Origin of the sequence: Mesorhizobium sp. UC74_2, from assembly GCF_042701485.1 — a bacterium.
In the GTDB taxonomy this organism is placed as follows: Bacteria; Pseudomonadota; Alphaproteobacteria; order Rhizobiales; family Rhizobiaceae; genus Mesorhizobium.
This window is the reverse complement of the sequence record NZ_CP170562.1, coordinates 1,636,536-1,657,625: the sequence shown is the minus strand read 5'-3', so window position 1 is coordinate 1,657,625 and position 21,090 is coordinate 1,636,536. Positions and strand designations below refer to the sequence as shown.

The window sequence follows — 21,090 nt, the reverse complement described above, 5'->3', positions numbered from 1 at the left end:
CTGGTTCTGATGGGATTTGCCCAAAGGTCCGTAGCGGGCCAAACTTGCAGTCTGTCTTTTGTGGTCGACTGAAGCGTCGGTGATAGGGCCGCGGCCCGCCGGCCGCGACGATTTCCTCACATCGCGCCGATCCACATTGCCATCGAGACCAGGAAAGCGCTCATGCAGACAAGAGAGGCAACGTCCTGGATCAAATCGGTCATGGCTGGCTCCTGTTGTTAATATGTACGTAATTTGTTCTAATTTTGTTCTAAAGTCAACGGAACAAAGCAGCACCACCGGACGAATCCGGGTGGCGCGTGGAGCCAAGGTTAAAGAAAGGTTGACGAGATCGAAGGGATGCCGGTTATGCCGGCAATTCACAGGCGCCCCGTGCCCGACCCCATGAAAAAGGTCTCAGACGGCGAGACGCCAAGCCGGTGTCAGCCGGTTACCGCGGTACCAGCTGACCTTCAGGCAATATCACACAGTGGTCCATGCCGGCGGCAAGTTCATGGCTATGGCTGGCGCTGATGGTCAGCTTACGTGCCCTCACATGGCGACGCATGGCGCTTAAGCGCTGGCTCGATCATCACTCGTACCTGAGTGCTTCGACGGGATCGAGCCGCGCCGCCCGCCAGGCCGGAAGCAGCGTCGCCAGGAACGAAAGCACAAGTGCCATGACCACGACAGAGAGCGTCTCGCCGGCTTCCATTTTGGCCGGCAACTGGTTGAGGAAATAAAGCTCGGGGTTGAACAGGACCGTGCCTGACAGCCATGAGAAGAACTGACGGATGCGCTCGACATTGAAGCAGATGAGCACGCCGAGCAGGACGCCGGCGACGGTACCGGCCACGCCGATCGCGGCTCCGGTCATCAGGAAGATGCGCAGGACTGCGCCACGCGTCGCGCCCATGGTGCGCAGGATGGCGATATCCTGCCCCTTGTCCTGCACCAGCATGATCAGGCCGGATATGATGTTCAGCGCCGCCACCAGCACGATCATCGTGACGATCATGAACATGACATTGCGCTGGACTTGCAGCGCCGAGAAGAAGGTCTCATTGCGCTGCCGCCAGTCGGTCAGATAGATCTGCCGCTGCGCCGCCTCTTCCACCTTGGGTTTGATCGCTTCGACATCATCGGGATTGTCGAGATAAACCTCGAGGCTCTGCGCCTTGCCTTCCGAATTGAAGTACATCTGCGCTTCCGAGAACGGCATGTAGATGATCGAGGCATCGTATTGCGACATGCCGACCTCGAAGATCGCTGTCACCGGATAGCCTTTCACCCGTGGCGTGGTGCCAAGCGGGCTGACGTCGCCATCCGGCGAGATCAGCGTGATGGTGTCGCCCAGCACAAGGCCGAGATTCTCGGCCATACGGCGGCCGATGGCGACGCCGCCGGCGGTGTCGAAACCGGCGATCGAGCCCTGCTTGATGTTGTCGGCCACCAGCGTGACCTTGCCGAGGTCCTCGCCGCGGATGCCGCGCACCAGCGCACCGCCGCCTGAACCGACATTGCCCTTCGCCAGCACCTGGCCCTCGACCAGCGGAATGGCATATTTGACACCGGGAACGCCGTTGATGCGCTTGGCAAGCTCGGCATAGTCCTCCAGCGGCAGATCGACCGGCGAAACGATAAGATGACCGTTGGTGCCGAGGATGCGTGACAGCAATTCGGCTCGAAAACCATTCATCACCGCCATCACGACGATCAGCGTCGCGACACCCAGCATGATGCCGACGAAAGAGATCGAAGCGATGACCGAGATCACCGTTTCCTTGCGGCGCGAACGCAGATAGCGCCATGCCACCATGCGCTCGAAACCCGAAAAAGGTCCGGCGCCTGCCGGCTTGGCTGCCGCCGTCTGGCTCATGCAGCGACATCCAGGTGTTGCAGAGCGATCAGGCGGGTCGGGTCGATGCCGTAGGAGCCCATGGAAACCAAGTGTCCCTTCCTTACAGCGGTACGACCTTGCCCTCGGCCAGCGTCACACGACGATCCATGCGGGCGGCGAGTTCGTGATTATGGGTGGCGATCATGGCGGCCAACCCAGACTGCCTGACCAGTGCCTCCAGCGCGTCGAAGACATAAGACGCCGTCGCAGGATCCAGATTGCCGGTCGGCTCGTCCGCCAGAAGCACCAACGGGGCATTGGCCACGGCGCGCGCGATTGCGACGCGCTGCTGCTCGCCGCCCGACAGCTCCGCCGGCCGATGCTGCGCGCGTTTGCCGATCTGCATGTAGTCCAGCAATTGCGCCGCACGCTTGGCGGCTTCCGGCTTCGACAGGCCGCGTATCAGTTGCGGCATCATGATGTTTTCGAGCGCCGAGAATTCCGGCAGCAGATGATGGAACTGATAGACGAAGCCGATGTCATTGCGGCGGATTGCCGTACGTTCGTCATCCGATAGCCGTCCACAGGCTCTGCCGGACAGGATGACATCGCCACCATCAGGCCGCTCGAGCAGGCCTGCGGTGTGCAGGAGTGTCGATTTTCCGGTACCCGACGGCGCAACCATCGCCACCATCTCGCCGCGCCGCAACGTGAAGTCGGCGCCATTCAGAATGGTCAGCTTGCGGGGGCCTTGCACATAATGCCGCTCGACGCTTTTCAGTTCCAGCACCGGCTCGGCCATCACTCGTACCTCAGCGCTTCAACAGGATCGAGCCGCGCCGCCCGCCAGGCCGGGAACAGCGTTGCGATGAAGGAGAGCACGAGTGCCATGACGATGACAGAGAGCGTCTCGCCCCCGTCCATCTTGGCCGGCAGCTGGCTGAGGAAATAAAGCTCGGGGTTGAACAGGACCGTACCTGACAGCCATGAGAAGAACTCGCGGATGCGCTCGACATTGAGGCAGATGAGAACGCCGAGCAGGACGCCGGCGACGGTACCGACCACGCCGATCGCGGCTCCGGTCATCAGGAAGATGCGCAGGACAGCGCCACGCGTCGCGCCCATGGTGCGCAGGATGGCGATGTCGTGCCCCTTGTCCTTCACCAGCATGACGAGGCCGGAAATGATGTTCAGCGCCGCCACCAGCACGATCAGCGTGAGGATCATGAACATGACATTGCGCTCGACCTGCAGCGCCGAGAAGAAGGTCTGGTTGCGCTGCCGCCAGTCGGTCAGATAGATCTGCCGCTGCGCCGCCTCTTCCACCTTGGGTTTGATCGCTTCGACATCATCGGGATTGTCGAGATAAACCTCGAGGCTCTGCGCCTTGCCTTCCGAATTGAAGTACATCTGCGCTTCCGAGAACGGCATGTAGACGATCGAGGTGTCGTACTCCGACATGCCGACCTCGAAGATCGCTGTCACCGGATAGCCCTTCAGCCGCGGCGTGGTGCCAAGCGGACTGACGTCGCCATCCGGCGAGATCAGCGTGATGGTGTCGCCCAGCACAAGGCCGAGATTCTCGGCCATGCGGCGGCCGATGGCGACGCCGCCGGCCGTGTCGAAACCGACGATCGAACCCTGCTTGATGTTGTTCGCAACCAGCGTGATCTTGCCCAGGTCCTCGCCGCGGATGCCGCGCACCAGCGCACCTCCACCCGAGCCGACATTGCCCTGCGCCAGGACCTGGCCTTCGACGAGCGGAATGGCATATTTGACACCGGGAACGCCGTTGATGCGCTTGGCAAGCTCGGCATAATCCTCCAGTGGCAGATCGACCGGCGTCACGATGAGATGGCCGTTGATGCCGAGGATGCGCGACAGCAGCTCGGCTCGAAAACCATTCATCACCGCCATCACGACGATCAGTGTCGCGACACCGAGCATGATGCCGAGGAAGGAGATCGAGGCGATCACCGAGATCACCGTTTCCTTGCGGCGCGAACGCAGATAGCGCCATGCCACCATGCGCTCGAAACCCGAAAAAGGTCCGGCGCCTGCCGGCTTGGCTGCCGCCGTCTGGCTCATGCAGCAGCACCCAGGCGCTGTAGAGCGGTCGCCAGCGGCACCGTTTCACGCTCGCCGCTCTTGCGGTTCTTGATCTCGACCTCACCGGCGGCAACGCCGCGGGGGCCGACGATGACCTGCCAGGGCAGACCGATCAGGTCCGCGGTGGCGAACTTGCCCCCGGGACGCTGATCCGTATCGTCGTAGAGCACTTCCTTGCCGGCTGCGGTGAGCGTCGCATAGAGCTCGTCGCAGGTGCGGTCGCAATCGGCATCGCCGGCCTTCATGTTGATCAGCGCGATGTCGAACGGCGCTACGCTCTCCGGCCAGATGATACCGGCGTCATCGTGGCTCGCCTCGATGATCGCAGCGATCAGGCGCGTCGGGCCAATGCCGTAGGAACCCATGGAAACGTTATGTTCCTTGCCGTCCGGCCCCTGCACCTTGGCACCCATCGGCTTCGAGTACTTATCGCCGAAGTGGAAGATGTGGCCGACTTCAATGCCACGTGCGGAGAGACGCTCGCCGCCGGCGATCTTGTCCCAGGCGGCTTCGTCATGCATCTCATCGGTCGCCGCGTAAGGCGTCGTCCACTCCTGAACGATGCCGGCGATTTCGGCATCGTTCTCATAGTTGACGTTTTCGCTGGGCACAGGCAGCGACAGGAAGTCCTTGTGACAGAACACCTGGCTTTCGCCGGTTTCCGCCAGAATGATGAATTCGTGCGAAAGGTCACCGCCGATCGGGCCGGTATCGGCACGCATCGGGATCGCCTTCAGGCCCATGCGGGTGAAAGTGCGCAGATACGACACGAACATGCGGTAATAGGCAGCCTTGGCGCCCTCATAGTTGAGGTCGAACGTGTAGGCGTCCTTCATCAGGAACTCGCGGCCGCGCATGACGCCGAAACGCGGGCGCACCTCGTCCCGGAACTTCCATTGGATATGGTAGAGGTTGAGCGGCAGGTCCTTGTAGGACTTGACGTAGGAACGGAAGACCTCCGTGACCATCTCCTCATTGGTCGGACCGTAGAGCAGTTCACGATCCTGACGGTCCTTGATGCGCAGCATCTCCTTGCCGTACGCATCATAGCGGCCGCTTTCGCGCCACAGCTCTGCCGACTGGATGGTCGGCATCAGGATCTCCAGCGCGCCGGCGCGGTTCTGTTCTTCCCGGATGATGGCGCAGACCTTGTCGAGCACACGTTTGCCCAGTGGCAGCATCGTGAAGGAGCCTTGCCCTTGCTGGCGGATCATGCCGGCGCGCAGCATCAGGCGGTGCGAGACGATCTCGGCCTCGCGGGGGTTCTCTTTCAGGATGGGCAGGAAGTAGCGCGACAAACGCATGGGCTGGTCCGTAAATGAGGAAGGCCGCGCCGGAATCGGCGCTTAGCAGGCTTCAATGCAAGGGCTTCATAGCCATTTCATGGCGGAATGAAAACCCGCGTGTCCGTGGCAAGTGCGCGCCGGTAAAAGCTGTTCTTTCCTTAAGCAAGCCAAGCCGTTTTATTGTGCAATGCAGCACAGGAAAGTACGTTTAGACGTAAAATTTAACGTGACATTTTCATGCGCGCTGTTCTACTGTGACAACATAACCGAGAGGACGGGTTAAAGACCTGTTCTCCTGCGCGGTCAAAGTCTTGGGAGGATGCGATCTAGGCGCGGTAACTCGCAGCCGCCGGAAACGGAAAGCAGATCGGACGCGTTTAAATTGCAAGGCTTCGTGCCTTGCATTTTTTTTGTGCAATCAGCAAATTGACCTCATTCGCTGACGCAATCCGTGAAGCCGGCTCAGGACAGACAGCCGGTATTTGTCTGCTGTTCAGCCCGGATTTTCTTTCCGAATTTACTCAGCTTTTTTGGCCATGCTTGACTGAGTGTTGGTCTCCCTTGCCGCCAATCCCATGGCGACCGCAATGTCACGCAAGTGTCATGGCAGTGTCAAAAATGGCTATGCGAAGCCTCTCATCCACGCCACCGCGATGCTGGTTAAAAAATCATCGGCGAAGATTTCATGCTGCGCCGCAGCAAAGTTACCGGAAGCTGTCCGGCTCAATCGAACTTGGGCAGGATCTGCGGAATGTCATCGACGGTCCAGCCGAGGCCGGCAGTCACTCCGTAGTAAGCACCCAGGACGATGAAGGCCCAGATCGTTGTCCAGATGATAACGTAAAGGAACCGGGGTTTCTTGGGCGCACTGGCCGTGGTGCCCAGCACCACTTCGTTTTCCTCGTCCTGCCGACGGAAGCTGAACGGCAGGATGGCGAACAGCGTGATCCACCATACCACGAAGTAGACTGCGACCATGGAGATCCAGTCCCACGGGGTGATGCTGCCTCCAGTCATGCCTGTTCGAGCTCCACCAACGTGCCGGCGAAGTCCTTCGGATGCAGGAACAGCACCGGCTTGCCATGGGCGCCGATCTTCGGATTGCCGTCACCCAGCACGCGCGCACCTCCGGCCTTGAGCCGGTCGCGGGCCGCAAGGATGTCGTCCACCTCGTAGCAGACGTGGTGCATGCCGCCGGACGGGTTCTTTTCGAGGAAGGCCGCAATCGGCGAGTTCTCGCCGAGCGGTTCGAGCAGCTCGACCTTGGTGTTGCCGAGGTCAATGAAAACGACGGTCACGCCATGTTCCGGCAGCGCCTGCGGCAACGTTACCCTGGCACCCAGCGTGTCGCGATAGACCGCACTGGCCGCGGCCAGATCCGGCACGGCAATCGCAACATGATTCAATCGTCCGAGCATCAAGACTCCAAGCCAGTTCAGCAAACGACATTCAGCCGTCGACTGCCGTTTGCCTATCCCTTTTTCACCTCGTCACAAACACCGTCACCAGCGGCTTCTTGCCCCAGGTCTCGTTGGCGGCGGCGCGCACGGCACGCCGTACAGATTCCTGGACCAGATCGAGGTCTTTCCTGCGCTGGCGGGGGATGGAGTCAACCGCACCAACGGCCGCGTCGAGCATGATGTCTTCCAGAAGCTCGCCGGTAGCGTCGGCCTCGGCCACGCCGATGGCAACAAGGTCGGGATCGCCGGCGAGCTCATACTTGTCGTCCAGCACGACATTGACCGCGACATGGCCGGCAAAGGACAGCTTACGCCGCTCACGGACACCCATCGCCTCGTCGGTGCCGACCAGCTTGCCGTCCTTGTAGACGCGGCCATACGGCACCTGGTCGACGACTTCGGCAGCCCCCGGATAGAGCCTCAGCATATCGCCGTCGCGCACCTGCGCGACCTGGCGGATGCCCGACATCGACATCAGTGATCCCTGCGCCACCAGATGCGCGGCCTCACCGTGCACCGGCACGCCGATTTCAGGCCGCACCCACTCGTACATACGCTTCAGTTCGCTGCGGCGCGGATGGCCGGACACATGAACCAGCGCATCGCCGTCCTCGATGATCTTCATGCCGAGATCGATGAGGCGGTTCTTGATCTCGAGGATCGCCTTCTCGTTGCCGGGAATGGTGCGCGACGAGAAGATGACCGTATCGCCGGCGGTCAGCGCGACCGATTTCATCTCGTCACGTGAGAGCTTGGCAAGAGCCGCCAGCGGCTCGCCCTGGCTGCCGGTACAGATGATGACAAGGTTCTCACGCGGAATAAAGCCGTAGTCTTCCTCGCCGATGAACTCCGGCAACCCATCCATGTAACCCAGTTCGCTCGACACATCGATGACGCGCTTCAATGAACGGCCGAGCACCAGCACCTGTCGGCCCGCATCGCGAGCGGCACGCGCGATCGCCACCACGCGCCCGACGTTGGACGAGAAGGTCGAAATGGCGACACGGCCCTTGGCCTCCTCGATCAGCTTTTTCAGGCTTGCGCCGACTTCCTGCTCGGAAGGCGAATCCCCGTCCCTGAGCGCATTGGTGGAATCGCACACCAGCGCAAGAACGCCCTTGTCGCCATAAGCGCGGAAACGTGCTTCGTCAGTCTTCGGGCCGATCGACGGCGCCGGATCGATTTTCCAGTCGCCGGTATGGATCACAGTGCCGGCCGGAGTTGTGATTGCCAGCGACATCGGCTCGGGAATGGAATGCGCGACCGGGATCGCCTCGATCTCGAAAGGCCCGACGGTGAACTTCTCTCCTGCCCGGTAGACCGTCACAGGGATCTTCGGAGCGTCGGCCTCGCCTTGACGTTTGGCTTCCAGGAGACCGGCGCCAAATGGCGTCATCCAGACCGGCACCTTCAGCTTCGGCCAGATGTCGTGCAAAGCGCCATAATGGTCCTCATGCGCGTGCGTGATGACGATGCCGCGCAGGTTGGCGAGCTTGTCTTCGATGAAGCGGGTGTCCGGCAGGATCAGGTCAACGCCCGGATGGGCCGGGTCCGGAAATGTGACGCCGACATCGATGACGATCCATTCGCGGTTGTTGGCGGGACCGTAGCCATAGAGGGCGAAATTCATGCCGATTTCGCCGACACCGCCCAGCGGCACGAACACGAGTTCGGCGTTATCCGCTTTCGCCATCGAGTCTCTCCTTTCGTTCCATCGTGCGCTTAACTCGCGCCGCGGAAGCTATTGCGCGGCAGTCGAAGCCACCGCGCCAAAATGCACGTCGCCGGCGGCAACTGTTATCATGCGTCCTCCGCTTTCGCGGATCACAAAACGGCAGTCCTCGTCAATGGTCTCGAAGATACCGCGCACGACATCGCCATCGATTCTGACCGCGACCTCGCCGCCAAGCCCCGCCGCTCGCTCGAGCCAACGCTGGCGGACGGCATCAAGCCCCCGCCCCTCAGCCCACAGCCGTGCATTTTCTGCCCAGGCGTCAGACAGCGCCAGGAACAGGGTCTCGGCATCGCAGGTCGCGCCCAGAGCTTTCAGCGACGTGGCTGGATAAGGCAGCCCCTCCGGATGTGTAGCAACATTGACGCCGATGCCGATCGCCACCGCAAACCGGCCGCCATCCAGCAACGCCGATTCCAGCAGGATGCCGGAAAGCTTGGCGCCGGAAGCCAGCACGTCGTTGGGCCATTTCAGTTCGAAACGGTTACGACCGGCACTCGCACCGTCCAGTCCGACAGCGACGCGTCCCTTGGGCACGACTGCATCGAGCGCATCCGCCAGCGACAACCCGGCGACGAAGCCGAGCGTTGCAGCCGTGCGCAATTCGCCTTCCACAACCACGAGCAGCGTAGCGGCGAGATTGCCTTCAAGCGTCGCCCAGGCACGCCCTCGACGCCCGCGTCCGCTTTCCTGTTTTCTGGAAACGACCCAGAGCTTGCCCGGATCGCCGGCACGGGCGTGCTCCAGCGCCAGCGCATTGGTGGAACCGACGCTGTCATGCGCTTCGAGGCGATAGCCCTGGGAAGCCGCAGTCGGCGCCAGCGTGAAGCCCATCAAAAGAACGTCTTCGCCGCGGCTTCTGCGTAAGCGCTGATCGGACCGCCGATCAGCACGTAGAACAGCACGAAGGCACCGGAAACGCCCAGCACCAGCCGCAGTTCGCCGGCCATCGGCTGGAAGCCGCCGACCGGCTCATCGAACCACATGATCTTGATGATGCGCAGGTAGTAGAACGCGCCCACCACCGAAGCCAGCACGCCGATGATCGCCAGTGCATAGAGATTTGCGTTGATGGCTGCCAGGAACACGTACCACTTCCCCCAGAAGCCCGCGAGCGGCGGAATACCGGCCAGCGAGAACATCAGGATGGTGAGGATGGTGGCCATCGCCGGATTGGTGGAAGAGAGGCCGGCGAGATCGCTGATCTTTTCGACATTCTCGTTGTTGCGACGCATGGCCAGGATGAAGGCGAAGGTGCCAAGCGTCATCACCAGATAGATCAGCATATAGATGACGACGCCGCGCACGCCGGCCTGTGAGTTGGCTGCGAGACCGACCAGCGCATAACCCATGTGGCCGATGGAGGAATACGCCATCAGGCGCTTGATGTTGGTCTGGCCGATAGCGGCGAAAGCACCGAGTGCCATCGAGGCGATCGAGATGAAGACGATGATCTGCTGCCAGTCCTTGGCGATCGGCTCGAAAGCTCCCATCGTCACGCGCACGATGAGCGCCATCGCAGCCATCTTCGGCGCGGCGGCCAGGAACGCCGTGATCGGGGTTGGGGCGCCTTCGTAGACGTCGGGCGTCCACATGTGGAACGGCACGGCGGAGATCTTGAAGGCAAGACCGGCAAGCACGAAGACCAGGCCGAAGACCAGGCCGAGTTGACGTTCACCCTGTCCGAGCGCCGAGGCAATCGCCTCGAAGGAGACATTGCCAGTGTAGCCGTAGACCAGGCTGATACCGTAGAGCAGCATGCCAGACGACAGCGCGCCGAGCACGAAATACTTCAGGCCGGCTTCCGTTGAGCGGACATTGTCGCGGTTGATGGCAGCCAGCACGTAGATCGCCAGCGACTGCAGTTCGAGCCCGAGATACAGCGCGATCATGCCGTTGGCCGAGATCATCAGCATCATGCCGAGCGTGCAGAGCAGGATCAGCACAGGATACTCAAACTTGTCGAAACGCTCTGCCTTGGCAAAGCGGACCGACATGATGAGTGTGACCGCGGAGCCGACCAGCGAGAGCAGCTTCATGAAGCGGGCGAACGGGTCCTGTACGAAGGCGCTGCCAAAGGCGTTGCCTTCGCCCGAGACGAACAGCATCCAGCCGCCGGCAACGATCAGGATCGCAACCGCAAGCCCGGTGATGGCTCCGCTCGAAGCTTCGCGCGAATAAGCGCCAACCATCAGGAGGACCAGCGCACCGATGGCGATGATCAGCTCCGGCGTGGTGAGCGAAAGGCTGGAGATAAGATCCGTGGTCATGATGCTCTACTCAGTGCGCCGCCGCGGTCTGCGCGGAGCCGATGGATGCGGTGACGTTGGTGACGAGTGACTTGACCGAGGCGGCCGTGGCGTCGAACACCGGCGCCGGATAGACGCCGAAGAAGATGACCAGGACCACAAGCGGGTAGATCACCACCTTCTCGCGCAGCGACAGGTCCAGCATGCCCTTCAGGCTTTCCTTGGTCAGCGCCCCGAAGATGACGCGGCGATAGAGCCACAGCGCATAGGCAGCCGACAGGATGACGCCGGTGGCGGCGAAGAACGCCACCCAGGTGTTGACCTTGAAGGCGCCGAGCATGGTCAGGAATTCGCCGACGAAGCCGCTGGTGCCCGGCAGGCCGACATTGGCCATGGTGAAGATCAGGAACACCGTGGCGTATTTCGGCATGTTGTTGACCAAGCCGCCATAGGCAGCGATCTCGCGGGTATGCAGGCGGTCGTAGATGACACCGACGCACAGGAACAGTGCGCCCGACACAAGGCCGTGGCTGAGCATCTGGAAGATCGCGCCCTGCACGCCCTCCTGGTTGATCGTGAAGATGCCCATGGTGACGAAGCCCATATGGGCGACCGACGAATAGGCGATCAGCTTCTTGATGTCTTCCTGCATCAGCGCCACCAGCGAGGTGTAGATGATGGCCACCACCGAAAGCGCGAACACCATCGGCGCGAAGAACTCGGAGGCCAGCGGGAACATCGGCAGCGAGAAGCGAAGGAAACCGTAACCGCCCATCTTCAGCAGGATGCCGGCCAGGATGACCGAACCGGCCGTCGGTGCCTCGACGTGCGCATCCGGCAACCAGGTGTGCACCGGCCACATCGGCATCTTCACCGCGAAGGATGCGAAGAAGGCCAGCCATAGCCAGGTTTGCATATTGGCCGGGAAATTGTGCGTCAGCAGCGTCGGGATGTCGGTGGTGCCGGCCTGCCAGAACATCGCCATGATGGCGAGCAGCATCAGCACCGAACCGAGCAGCGTATAGAGGAAGAACTTGAACGAGGCGTAGACGCGTCGCTTGCCGCCCCAGACGCCGATGATGATGAACATCGGGATCAGGCCGGCTTCGAAGAAGACGTAGAACAGCACGATGTCGAGCGCGCAGAACACGCCGATCATCAGCGTCTCCAGGATCAGGAACGCGATCATGTATTCTTTGACGCGCTTCTCCACCGAGTTCCACGACGCCAGGATGCAGAGCGGCATCAGGAAGGTCGTCAGGATGACGAACAGCATCGAGATGCCATCGACGCCCATGTGGTAGGAGATGCCGCTATCCAGCCAGTTCGTCTTCTCGACGAACTGGAAGCCGGCGCTGGAGTTGTCGAAATAGATCCAGATCGGCAGCGACACCAGGAAGGTGATGATGGTCGTCCACAGTGCGATCGCACGCACGTTGCGACGTCCTGCTTCGCTGTCGTCGCGAATGAACAGGATCAGCAGCGCGCCGACGAGCGGCAGGAAGGTGACCGTGGAGAGAATTGGCCAGTCGGTCATCAGAGCATCATCCAGGTGACGAGTGCCGCCACGCCGATCAGCATGGCGAAGGCATAGTGATAGAGATAGCCGGTCTGCAACTTGACCACGCGGTTGGTGACATCGACCACGCGGGCCGAGACGCCGTCAGGTCCGAGGCCGTCGATGACCGCGCCGTCGCCCTTCTTCCACAGGAAGTAGCCGAGACGCTTGGCCGGCCGCACGAACAGGAAGTCGTAGAGCTCGTCGAAATACCACTTGTTGAGCAGGAAGGCGTAGAGGCCGCGATGGCGCTGTGCCAGTGCGACAGGCATGTGCGGCGAGGAGATGTAGAACTTCCACGAGACCAGGAAGCCGACCACCATGGCAACGAACGGCGACAGCTTCACCCACATCGGCACACCATGCATGTCATGCAGGATGTGGTTGTCCGGCAGCGTGAACAGCGAGCCCTTCCAGAATTCGGCATAGGCCTCGCCGATGAAGTAGTCATGGAAGAGGAAGCCCGCGGCAATCGCGCCGACTGCCAGGATGAACAGCGGCACCAGCATCACCGGCGGCGATTCATGCACATGATGCATGACGTCATGGCTTGCACGCGGCTTGCCATGGAAGGTCATGAAGATCAGACGCCAGGAGTAGAACGAGGTGAAGCAGGCTGCGATGACAAGCAGCGTGAAGGCGAAGATCGCAACCGAGTTGTGGCCGACGAAAGCGCTTTCAATGATGGCATCCTTCGAGAAGAACCCGGCGGTACCGATGACCGTTGCCGGGATACCGACGCCGGTCAGCGCCAGCGTGCCGATCACCATCATCCAATATGTGGTCGGGATCAGCTTGCGGATGCCGCCCATGTTGCGCATGTCCTGCTCGTCCGACATCGCGTGGATGACCGAGCCCGAGCCCAGGAACAGCAAGGCCTTGAAGAAAGCGTGCGTGAACAGGTGGAAGATCGCTGCGCCATACGCGCCAACGCCGAGCGCCACGAACATGTAGCCGAGCTGCGAGCAGGTCGAATAGGCGATCACGCGCTTGATGTCGTTCTGCACCAGGCCGACGGTGGCCGCGAAGAAGGCAGTGATGGCGCCGATGAAGGTCACCACGGTGAGTGCCGTGTGCGACAGCTCGAACAGCGGTGACAGACGCGCCAGCATGAACACGCCGGCGGTGACCATGGTCGCTGCGTGGATCAGCGCCGAAACCGGCGTCGGGCCTTCCATGGCGTCCGGCAGCCAGGTGTGCAACGGCACCTGCGCCGACTTGCCCATCGCGCCCATGAACAGGAGCAGGCAGACGACGGTCAGAGCCGCGCCCTTGTCCAGTGCATAGCCGAGGAAGGTCAGCACGGTCTCGCCATGTGCCGTCGCGGCGGCAGCAGCATCATGGCCTGCGGGTGCGAACGAAGCGGCGTTGGCGAAGATCGTCGACAGATTGACCGAACCGAACAGCATATAGACGCCGAAGATGCCCAGCGCGAAGCCGAAGTCACCGACGCGATTGACGACGAAAGCCTTGATGGCAGCGGCGTTGGCGGACGGCTTCTTGTACCAGAAACCGATCAGCAGATAGGACGCCAGACCGACGCCTTCCCAGCCGAAGAACATCTGGATGAGATTGTCCGACGTCACCAGCATCAGCATGGCGAAGGTGAACAGCGACAGATAGGCAAAGAAACGCGGCCGGTTCGGATCGTGGTGCATGTAGCCGATCGAGTAGATGTGCACCAAGGCCGAGACGGTGTTGACCACCACCAGCATGACGGCGGTCAGCGTGTCGATGCGCAGCGCCCACGAGGCGTCGACCGCGCCCGACTGGATCCAGCGCAAAACCGGCACGGTGAAAGCTTCGCCCGAGCCCAGCGCGACCGTGAAGAAGGCCACCCAGGAGAGTGCCGCCGCGATCACCAGGAAACCCGAGGTGATGTATTCCGATGCCTTGGCGCCCAGCGAATTGCCGAACAACCCGACGATCAGAAAGCCGATGAGAGGAAGAAAGACGATTGCCTGATACATGATAGCTTCGCTCAACCCTTCATCATGTTCACGTCTTCGACCGCGATCGAACCGCGGTTGCGGAAGAAGACGACCAGGATGGCAAGACCAATCGCCGCCTCAGCCGCCGCCACTGTCAGCACGAACAGCGCGAAGACCTGGCCGACGAGATCGCCCAGCGCCGCCGAGAAGGCGACGAAATTGATGTTCACCGCAAGCAGGATCAGTTCCACCGACATCAGGATGACGATGACGTTCTTGCGGTTCAGAAAGATGCCGAACACGCCGAGCGTGAACAGGATCGCCGAAAGCGTGAGGTAATGTGCGATGCCGACGGTCATCTCAGATGCCCTTCCCCGTCTCGACTTTCTTGATTTCGATGGCCGTCGCCGGCGTGCGGCCGACCTGCTCGGCGATCGACTGCCGCTTGACGCCCGGCTTATGGCGCAGCGTCAGCACGATCGCGCCGATCATGGCGACCAGAAGCACCAGACCCGATATCTGGAAGTAATAGAGGTAATCCGTATAGAGGATGTCGCCGAGCGCTGCCGTATTGGTGCGGGTGGCAATGTCTGGCGTCTTCTGCGCAACCGTCGTGGCGAGCTGCGGTGCAAAAGTGTAGCCACCGAGCACGACGATGAGCTCGGCTGCCAGGATCAATCCAACCAGCGCGCCGATTGGCGCATATTGCAAGGCGCCGCTCTTCAGTTCCGCGAAGTCGACATCCAGCATCATGACGACGAACAGGAACAGCACCATGACCGCGCCGACATAGACGACGAGCAGGATCATCGCCAGGAATTCGGCGCCGGTAAGCAGGAACAGCCCGGCCGCATTGAAGAAGGTCAGGATCAGGTACAAAACCGAATGCACGGGATTGCGCGACGAGATGACCATGAAGGCCGACGCCACAGCGATAAAGGCGAAGAGGTAGAAGAAAGCCGCCTCTAGTCCGTTCAACATTGGGGTTCCCCCGGGTTCCTGTCGGGCCTGGCTGACGCCCTGCCCCATTCAGTTCGGTCTCGCCCCGCCTCCGGTCGCGAAACCGCGTTGTCCTTAGACGAGCCGTTGCGGCACGTCCACTTTTCAAAACTCACCGGTACGGCGCGTCCAGAGAGATGTTGCGCGCAATCTCGCGCTCCCACCGATCGCCGTTGGCCAGCAGCTTGTCCTTGTCGTAGTAGAGCTCTTCGCGCGTCTCCGTCGCGAATTCGAAATTCGGCCCTTCGACGATCGCGTCCACCGGGCAGGCCTCCTGGCAGAAGCCGCAATAGATGCATTTCACCATGTCGATGTCGTAACGAACGGTGCGGCGCGTACCATCGTTACGGCGCGGACCAGCCTCGATGGTGATGGCCTGCGCCGGGCAGATCGCTTCGCAGAGCTTGCAGGCGATGCAGCGCTCTTCGCCATTCGGATAACGGCGCAATGCATGCTCACCACGAAAGCGCGGGCTGAGCGGCCCCTTCTCGTACGGGTAGTTGATCGTTTCCTTCGGCGCCACGAACTGACGCATCGACAGGAAAAACGCGCCGACGAAGTCTTTCAACAGCAGCGCCTTGGCGGCTTGAGCGAGAGCACCCATCATGCCCATCCCGTAATCTTGAGGAATGCCGCGGTCGCAACGACCATGAACAGCGAGATCGGCAGGAACACTTTCCAGCCCAGCCGCATCAGCTGGTCATAACGGTAACGCGGCACGAATGCCTTCACTATCGAGAAGAAGAAGAAGACCAGGCAGACCTTGAGCACGAACCAGATCACACCCGGCACCCAGGTGAAGGGCGCGAAGTCGAACGGCGGCAGCCATCCACCAAGGAACAGGATGGTGCACAGCGCGCACATCAGCACGATCGCCACATATTCCCCGAGGAAGAACAGCAGGAACGGCGTCGACGAATATTCGACCATGTGACCGGCGACGAGCTCGGATTCTGCCTCGACCAGATCGAAGGGCGGCCTGTTCGTCTCGGCCAGGGCCGAGATGAAGAAGATGATGAACATCGGGAACAGGCTGAGCCAGTGCCAGTCGAGGAAGGTGTTGGGCAGGCCGAGCTTGGTACCCAGGCCGTCCTGCTGCGACAGCACGATGTCGGTGAGGTTCAGCGAACCGACGCAAAGCAGCACGGTGACGATGACGAAGCCGATCGAGACTTCGTAGGACACCATCTGCGCCGCCGAACGCAAGGCGCCGAGGAATGGATATTTCGAATTCGAAGCCCAGCCGCCCATGATCACGCCATAGACTTCCAGCGAGGAGATGGCGAAGACATAGAGAATGCCGACATTGATGTTGGCGATGGCCCAACCGGCATTGACCGGGATGACGGCCCAGGCCGAGATCGCCAGCACCGCCGAAACCAGCGGGGCGAGCAGGAACACGCCCTTGTTGGCGCCGGATGGAATGACCGGCTCCTTGAACACGAACTTCAGCAGATCGGCGAAGGACTGCAGCAGGCCGAAGGGCCCAACCACGTTCGGGCCGCGGCGCAGCTGGACCGCCGCCCAGACCTTGCGATCGGCATAGAGAAGGAAGGCGATGATGACGAGCAGCGGCACGATCAGCGCGAACGACTTCAGCAGAATGATCAGCGCTGGCAGCACGTAGAAGGAGAAGAAGCTGTCCATGGTTTATTCCGCTGCCTGCCTGAAGCCGTTCTTCGCGAGCGCCGAGCATTCGGCCATCACCGCGGAAGCGCGCGCGATCGGGTTCGTCAAATAGAAGTCCGTCACCGCAGACGTGAAGGCCGTCTTGGTGAGGCGTCCACCGAGCTTCGCCGCCTGGGCGACATCACCGGCCTCGCCTGCCGCGATCTGATCGATGCGGGCAAGATGCGGGTACTCGCCGTAGAGCTTCTGCCGCAACTGGGCCAGCGAATCGAAGGGCAGTTTCTTGCCCAGCACATCCGACAGCGCCCGCAGGATCGCCCAGTCCTCGCGGGCATCGCCCGGAGCGAAGCCGGCACGGTTGGTCTGCTGCACGCGGCCTTCGGTGTTTACATAGGTGGCTGATTTTTCCGTATAGGCCGCAGCCGGCAGGATGACATCGGCGCGGTGCGCGCCGGCATCGCCATGCGTGCCGATATAGACGACGAAGCCGGATGCCCTGGCCATGTCGAGTTCATCGGCGCCGAGCAGGAACAGCACTTCGCTGTCGCTCAGGATGCCGGCAGTGTCCTTGCCGCCCTCACCCGGCACGAAACCGATGTCGAGGCCGCCGACGCGGGCAGCGGCGGTATGCAATACCGCGAAGCCGTTCCAGCCGTCCTTCACCGCGCCGACCGCCTGGGCAAGCTTGGCGACCTGGCCGAGCACGGCGGCGCCGTCCGAACGCGACAGCGCGCCCTGGCCGACGATGATCAGCGGATGTTCGGCCTTCTTCAGCGTCTGGAAGAACTTGCCGTTGCCTTCGGCAAGGTCCTTCAGCGTTTCGGGGCCGGCGCCGAGCGCCTCATAATCATAGCGAGTGTCGCCGACCTCGCCGATCACGGCGACCGGCAGATTGCCGACGCGCCAGCGCTTGCGGATGCGGGCATTGAGCACCGATGCCTCGAAACGAGGATTCGCGCCAACGATCAATACGGCGTCGGCCTGCTCAATGCCTTCGATGGTCGGGTTGAAGATGTAGCTGGCACGACCGAGCGACGGATCGAGCGCTGCGCCATCCTGGCGGCAGTCGATGCTGGTCGAGCCGAGCGACTGCGCCAGCAGCTTCAGCGCATACATTTCTTCGACAGCGGCGAGATCACCGGCGATGGCGCCGATCTTCTCTGGCGCCGCCTTGCCGACCGCACCCTTCACGGCTTCGAAGGCTTCCGCCCAGGTAGCCGGAGCCAGCTTGCCATTCTTGCGCACATAAGGCCGGTCGAGGCGCTGCGTGCGCAGGCCGTCCCAGATGTAGCGGGTCTTGTCGGAGATCCACTCCTCGTTCACCGCTTCGTTGACGCGTGGCAGGACGCGCATGACTTCGCGGCCTCTGGAGTCCACGCGGATCGCCGAACCGACCGCGTCCATGACATCGATCGATTCAGTCTTGGTCAGTTCCCACGGACGCGCCGTGAAGGCGAAAGGCTTCGAGGTCAGCGCACCGACCGGGCAGAGATCGACGACGTTGCCTTGCAGTTCCGACGTCATCGCCTGCTCGAGATAGGTGGTGATCTCGGCGTCCTCGCCACGACCGATCAGCCCGAGCTCGGAAATGCCTGCTACTTCGGTCGTGAAACGGACGCAACGCGTGCAGTGGATGCAGCGGTTCATCACCGTCTTCACCAACGGGCCGATATACTTGTCCTCGACCGCACGCTTGTTCTCGTGGAAGCGCGAGGAGTCGACGCCGAAGGCCATCGCCTGATCCTGCAGGTCGCACTCGCCGCCCTGATCGCAAATCGGGCAGTCGAGCGGATGGTTGATGAGCAGGAACTCCATCACGCCTTCGCGCGCCTTCTTGACCATCGGGGAGTTGGTCAGCATTTCCGGCGGTTCACCGTTCGGGCCGGGGCGCAGATCGCGCACGCCCATGGCGCAGGAGGCCTGGGGCTTGGGCGGGCCACCCTTCACCTCGACCAGGCACATACGGCAATTGCCGGCAATCGACAGCCGCTCGTGGAAGCAGAAGCGCGGCACTTCGGCGCCCGCCGCTTCCGCCGCCTGCAACAGCGTGTAGTGGTCGGGTACCTCGATCTCTTTCCCGTCGACCTTGAGCTTTGCCATCAATTGCTCCTGGCGGCCTGAGCCGCTTCGTATGCGTTGCGAACGGCGAGCACATCGCGCGTGTCGTGGACCTGCATCGCCGTCGCCTTTCCTTCGCTCAGTTTTTCGTCTTGGCGGTCAAAGCCGCCGCTTGTCTCAGCCAGCCGTCGCGTTCGACGCGGCCCTTGAAGCCCAGATAGTCGTCCACCCAGGCAACCTCGGCAGGCGTCCAGGCAGCGACCTGCGAATAGGTCCAGACACCGAGGTCGTTCAGGACCTTTTCAAGCTTCGGGCCGACACCGGTGATTGCCTTGAGGTCGTCCGGAGCGGCAGGTTTGTCGATGCTTGCGGGCTTGCGGAAATCTTCCGGCATCAGGGCAGTCACGGCGACTGCAGGCACTTCAATCGTGGCGGTCTCGGTGGACTGGATTTCTTCCATCGTCTCAACGACCGGTTCCGCGATCTTCTCGGCCACGGACTGCACCTCGGCGATCAGCTTTTTTGTTGCAACGCGTGCCCGCGCTGCCGGAGCCTTGGCGGCGGGTGTTTCGTCGCGGTCCGCGAAACTCGTCGCGGAACCAGGGAAATCGTCCAGAACCGGCTGCATCAGGCGCTGCGACATTTCGGCGGCACCGGTCAGCGCGCCGACCCAGACGCCGAAGGCGTGGCTGGCCAAACCGAAGCCGAGTGCCGAGAAAGCGGCGGCGCCTGCAACCGGATGCGCGAACAGGTTGACGGCATTGGCCATCTCCTGCGGCATCATCCTGCGTCAATCCTGGGTCATCTTCTCGAATTCGTTCCTGTCAGGCACTGTGTCGGGTATGGGAAACATCGACATTGGCTCACTCCTAAGCCGTTTCGTTCCTGATGCCCTGCTTTCAGCCGTTTCCTTGAAACCCGGGTTTGTCCCGGTTTCCGTTTTTTGCCTTATCCTTACTCAGCCGCCACCAGCACCGGCTCGGCACGGTGTGCGTTGCGGGTGAACTCATCGATGCGGCGCTCGATCTCCGGGCGGAAGTTGCGGATCAGACCCTGGATGGGCCAAGCAGCCGCGTCGCCCAGCGCGCAGATCGTGTGACCTTCGATCTGCTTCGTGACGTCGAGCAGCATGTCGATCTCGCGCTTCTGCGCCTCGCCTCGCACCAGCCGTTCCATCACGCGCCACATCCAGCCGGTGCCTTCACGGCACGGCGTGCACTGGCCGCAGCTCTCATGCTTGAAGAAATAGGCGAGCCGGGCGATCGCCTTCACGATATCCGTCGACTTGTCCATGACGATGACGGCAGCCGTGCCAAACGAGGATTTCTTCTCGCGCAGGCCATCGAAATCCATCGGGCAGTCGATGATATCCTCAGCCTTCACGACCGGGCAGGAAGCCCCCCCAGGGATGACGGCGAGCAGGTTGTCCCAGCCGCCGCGGATGCCGCCGCCGTGCTTCTCGACGAGTTCGCGGAAGGTGATGCCCATGGCCTCTTCGACCGTGCAGGGCGTGTTCACGTGCCCCACCAGCATGAACAGCTTGGTACCGACATTGTTCGGACGACCGATCGACGAGAACCACGCCGCGCCGCGGCGCAGGATCGTCGGAGCCACGGCGATCGACTCGACATTGTTGACCGTGGTCGGGCAGCCATAAAGGCCGACATTGGCCGGGAACGGCGGCTTGAGGCGTGGCTGGCCCTTCTTGCCTTCGAGGCTCTCCAGCAGCGCGGTTTCTTCGCCGCAGATATAAGCGCCTGCGCCGTGATGGACATAGATGTCGAAATCGTAGCCGTTTTTGTTGCCCTTGCCGATCAGCTTGGCTTCATAAGCTTCATCGATGGCCCGCTGCAGCGCCTCGCGCTCACGAATGAACTCGCCGCGGACATAGATGTAGGCAGCGACGGCCCCCATGGCGAAGCCCGCGAGCAGGCAACCCTCGACCAGCGTGTGAGGATCATGGCGCAGGATATCGCGATCCTTGCAGGTTCCCGGTTCCGATTCATCGGCATTGACGACGAGGTAGCTCGGGCGGCCGTCGCTCTGCTTGGGCATGAAGGACCACTTGAGGCCCGTCGGGAAGCCCGCGCCGCCGCGGCCACGCAAGCCGGACGCCTTCATCTCGTTGATGATCCAGTCACGGCCTTTGTCGATGATGGCTTTGGTGCCATCCCACTGCCCACGCGCCATGGCGCCTTGCAGCGACTGGTCGAAGCGGCCGTAGATATTGGTGAAGATGCGGTCCTTGTCCTGAAGCATT

Annotated in this window: 18 protein-coding genes; all 18 read right to left on the bottom strand. The window is 61.8% G+C overall.

All coding sequences use genetic code 11. From position 1 onward, the window contains the following. Positions 1-571: 571 nt before the first annotated feature. Complete coding sequence (locus ACFJIU_RS07985; protein ID WP_379069666.1) at positions 572-1,858, bottom strand: lipoprotein-releasing ABC transporter permease subunit; 1,287 nt, start codon at positions 1,856-1,858, stop codon at positions 572-574. 82 nt (positions 1,859-1,940) lie between these two features. Further along, on the bottom strand, positions 1,941-2,624 hold the full coding sequence (locus ACFJIU_RS07980) for an ABC transporter ATP-binding protein (RefSeq protein ID WP_379069664.1): 684 nt from the start codon (positions 2,622-2,624) through the stop codon (positions 1,941-1,943). Next, entirely contained in the window at positions 2,621-3,907 is a 1,287-nt protein-coding gene (locus ACFJIU_RS07975) for a lipoprotein-releasing ABC transporter permease subunit (protein ID WP_379069661.1), read from the bottom strand. Before ACFJIU_RS07975 ends, ACFJIU_RS07980 begins: the two co-directional genes overlap by 4 nt. Beyond that, positions 3,904-5,232 (bottom strand): proline--tRNA ligase, encoded by a 1,329-nt coding sequence (gene proS, locus ACFJIU_RS07970; protein ID WP_379069659.1) that lies wholly within the window; start codon positions 5,230-5,232, stop codon positions 3,904-3,906. Before proS ends, ACFJIU_RS07975 begins: the two co-directional genes overlap by 4 nt. A gap of 705 nt (positions 5,233-5,937) precedes the next feature. Then, positions 5,938-6,231 (bottom strand): DUF1467 family protein, encoded by a 294-nt coding sequence (locus ACFJIU_RS07965; RefSeq protein ID WP_379069656.1) that lies wholly within the window; start codon positions 6,229-6,231, stop codon positions 5,938-5,940. After that, the gene (gene mce / locus ACFJIU_RS07960; protein WP_379069653.1) at positions 6,228-6,632 is read right to left on the bottom strand and encodes a methylmalonyl-CoA epimerase; all 405 of its coding nucleotides are present in this window, start codon (positions 6,630-6,632) and stop codon (positions 6,228-6,230) included. Before mce ends, ACFJIU_RS07965 begins: the two co-directional genes overlap by 4 nt. A gap of 64 nt (positions 6,633-6,696) precedes the next feature. Further along, on the bottom strand, positions 6,697-8,367 hold the full coding sequence (locus ACFJIU_RS07955; RefSeq protein ID WP_379069650.1) for a ribonuclease J: 1,671 nt from the start codon (positions 8,365-8,367) through the stop codon (positions 6,697-6,699). 48 nt (positions 8,368-8,415) lie between these two features. Continuing rightward, positions 8,416-9,240 carry a biotin--[acetyl-CoA-carboxylase] ligase gene (locus tag ACFJIU_RS07950; RefSeq protein ID WP_379069647.1) on the bottom strand — a complete coding sequence of 275 codons (825 nt, stop codon included), beginning with the start codon at positions 9,238-9,240 and terminating at the stop codon, positions 8,416-8,418. Next, positions 9,240-10,676, bottom strand: a complete 1,437-nt coding sequence (nuoN, locus tag ACFJIU_RS07945) for an NADH-quinone oxidoreductase subunit NuoN (RefSeq protein ID WP_379069644.1) — start codon at positions 10,674-10,676, stop codon at positions 9,240-9,242. The genes ACFJIU_RS07950 and nuoN overlap by 1 nt, the downstream gene beginning before the upstream one ends. A gap of 10 nt (positions 10,677-10,686) precedes the next feature. Continuing rightward, positions 10,687-12,192, bottom strand: coding sequence for an NADH-quinone oxidoreductase subunit M (locus ACFJIU_RS07940; protein ID WP_379069641.1), 1,506 nt, complete (start codon positions 12,190-12,192; stop codon positions 10,687-10,689). Then, positions 12,192-14,183 carry an NADH-quinone oxidoreductase subunit L gene (gene nuoL, locus ACFJIU_RS07935; protein ID WP_379073001.1) on the bottom strand — a complete coding sequence of 664 codons (1,992 nt, stop codon included), beginning with the start codon at positions 14,181-14,183 and terminating at the stop codon, positions 12,192-12,194. The genes ACFJIU_RS07940 and nuoL overlap by 1 nt, the downstream gene beginning before the upstream one ends. Before the next feature lie 11 nt (positions 14,184-14,194). Beyond that, positions 14,195-14,503 carry an NADH-quinone oxidoreductase subunit NuoK gene (gene nuoK / locus ACFJIU_RS07930; RefSeq protein ID WP_054308100.1) on the bottom strand — a complete coding sequence of 103 codons (309 nt, stop codon included), beginning with the start codon at positions 14,501-14,503 and terminating at the stop codon, positions 14,195-14,197. A 1-nt stretch (position 14,504) separates the two neighbouring features. Next, a complete protein-coding gene (locus ACFJIU_RS07925) occupies positions 14,505-15,125 on the bottom strand; it encodes an NADH-quinone oxidoreductase subunit J (RefSeq protein WP_326892756.1) in 621 nt (206 codons plus the stop codon). A 130-nt stretch (positions 15,126-15,255) separates the two neighbouring features. Beyond that, complete coding sequence (gene nuoI / locus ACFJIU_RS07920; protein ID WP_379073000.1) at positions 15,256-15,747, bottom strand: NADH-quinone oxidoreductase subunit NuoI; 492 nt, start codon at positions 15,745-15,747, stop codon at positions 15,256-15,258. Next, the gene (gene nuoH / locus ACFJIU_RS07915) at positions 15,747-16,790 is read right to left on the bottom strand and encodes an NADH-quinone oxidoreductase subunit NuoH (RefSeq protein WP_379069638.1); all 1,044 of its coding nucleotides are present in this window, start codon (positions 16,788-16,790) and stop codon (positions 15,747-15,749) included. The genes nuoI and nuoH overlap by 1 nt, the downstream gene beginning before the upstream one ends. A 3-nt stretch (positions 16,791-16,793) precedes the next feature. After that, positions 16,794-18,872: an NADH-quinone oxidoreductase subunit NuoG gene (gene nuoG / locus ACFJIU_RS07910; RefSeq protein ID WP_379069635.1), complete on the bottom strand. Its 2,079-nt coding sequence runs from the start codon at positions 18,870-18,872 to the stop codon at positions 16,794-16,796. Between the two features lie 97 nt (positions 18,873-18,969). After that, on the bottom strand, positions 18,970-19,614 hold the full coding sequence (locus ACFJIU_RS07905) for an NADH-ubiquinone dehydrogenase (protein ID WP_379069632.1): 645 nt from the start codon (positions 19,612-19,614) through the stop codon (positions 18,970-18,972). 170 nt (positions 19,615-19,784) lie between these two features. Then, a complete protein-coding gene (gene nuoF / locus ACFJIU_RS07900) occupies positions 19,785-21,089 on the bottom strand; it encodes an NADH-quinone oxidoreductase subunit NuoF (protein ID WP_144223072.1) in 1,305 nt (434 codons plus the stop codon). Position 21,090: the final 1 nt, after the last annotated feature.

Coding starts and splice junctions, on each gene's coding strand:
- ACFJIU_RS07975 (WP_379069661.1), bottom strand. CDS start 3,907: ATGAGCCAGACGGCGGCAGCCAAGCCGGCAGGCGCCGGACCTTTTTCG.
- nuoK (WP_054308100.1), bottom strand. CDS start 14,503: ATGACCGTCGGCATCGCACATTACCTCACGCTTTCGGCGATCCTGTTC.
- nuoI (WP_379073000.1), bottom strand. CDS start 15,747: ATGGGTGCTCTCGCTCAAGCCGCCAAGGCGCTGCTGTTGAAAGACTTC.
- ACFJIU_RS07965 (WP_379069656.1), bottom strand. CDS start 6,231: ATGACTGGAGGCAGCATCACCCCGTGGGACTGGATCTCCATGGTCGCA.
- ACFJIU_RS07905 (WP_379069632.1), bottom strand. CDS start 19,614: ATGATGCCGCAGGAGATGGCCAATGCCGTCAACCTGTTCGCGCATCCG.
- ACFJIU_RS07985 (WP_379069666.1), bottom strand. CDS start 1,858: ATGAGCCAGACGGCGGCAGCCAAGCCGGCAGGCGCCGGACCTTTTTCG.
- nuoG (WP_379069635.1), bottom strand. CDS start 18,872: ATGGCAAAGCTCAAGGTCGACGGGAAAGAGATCGAGGTACCCGACCAC.
- nuoH (WP_379069638.1), bottom strand. CDS start 16,790: ATGGACAGCTTCTTCTCCTTCTACGTGCTGCCAGCGCTGATCATTCTG.
- nuoN (WP_379069644.1), bottom strand. CDS start 10,676: ATGACCACGGATCTTATCTCCAGCCTTTCGCTCACCACGCCGGAGCTG.
- ACFJIU_RS07925 (WP_326892756.1), bottom strand. CDS start 15,125: ATGTTGAACGGACTAGAGGCGGCTTTCTTCTACCTCTTCGCCTTTATC.
- proS (WP_379069659.1), bottom strand. CDS start 5,232: ATGCGTTTGTCGCGCTACTTCCTGCCCATCCTGAAAGAGAACCCCCGC.
- ACFJIU_RS07940 (WP_379069641.1), bottom strand. CDS start 12,192: ATGACCGACTGGCCAATTCTCTCCACGGTCACCTTCCTGCCGCTCGTC.
- nuoF (WP_144223072.1), bottom strand. CDS start 21,089: ATGCTTCAGGACAAGGACCGCATCTTCACCAATATCTACGGCCGCTTC.
- mce (WP_379069653.1), bottom strand. CDS start 6,632: ATGCTCGGACGATTGAATCATGTTGCGATTGCCGTGCCGGATCTGGCC.
- ACFJIU_RS07955 (WP_379069650.1), bottom strand. CDS start 8,367: ATGGCGAAAGCGGATAACGCCGAACTCGTGTTCGTGCCGCTGGGCGGT.
- ACFJIU_RS07950 (WP_379069647.1), bottom strand. CDS start 9,240: ATGGGCTTCACGCTGGCGCCGACTGCGGCTTCCCAGGGCTATCGCCTC.
- nuoL (WP_379073001.1), bottom strand. CDS start 14,183: ATGTATCAGGCAATCGTCTTTCTTCCTCTCATCGGCTTTCTGATCGTC.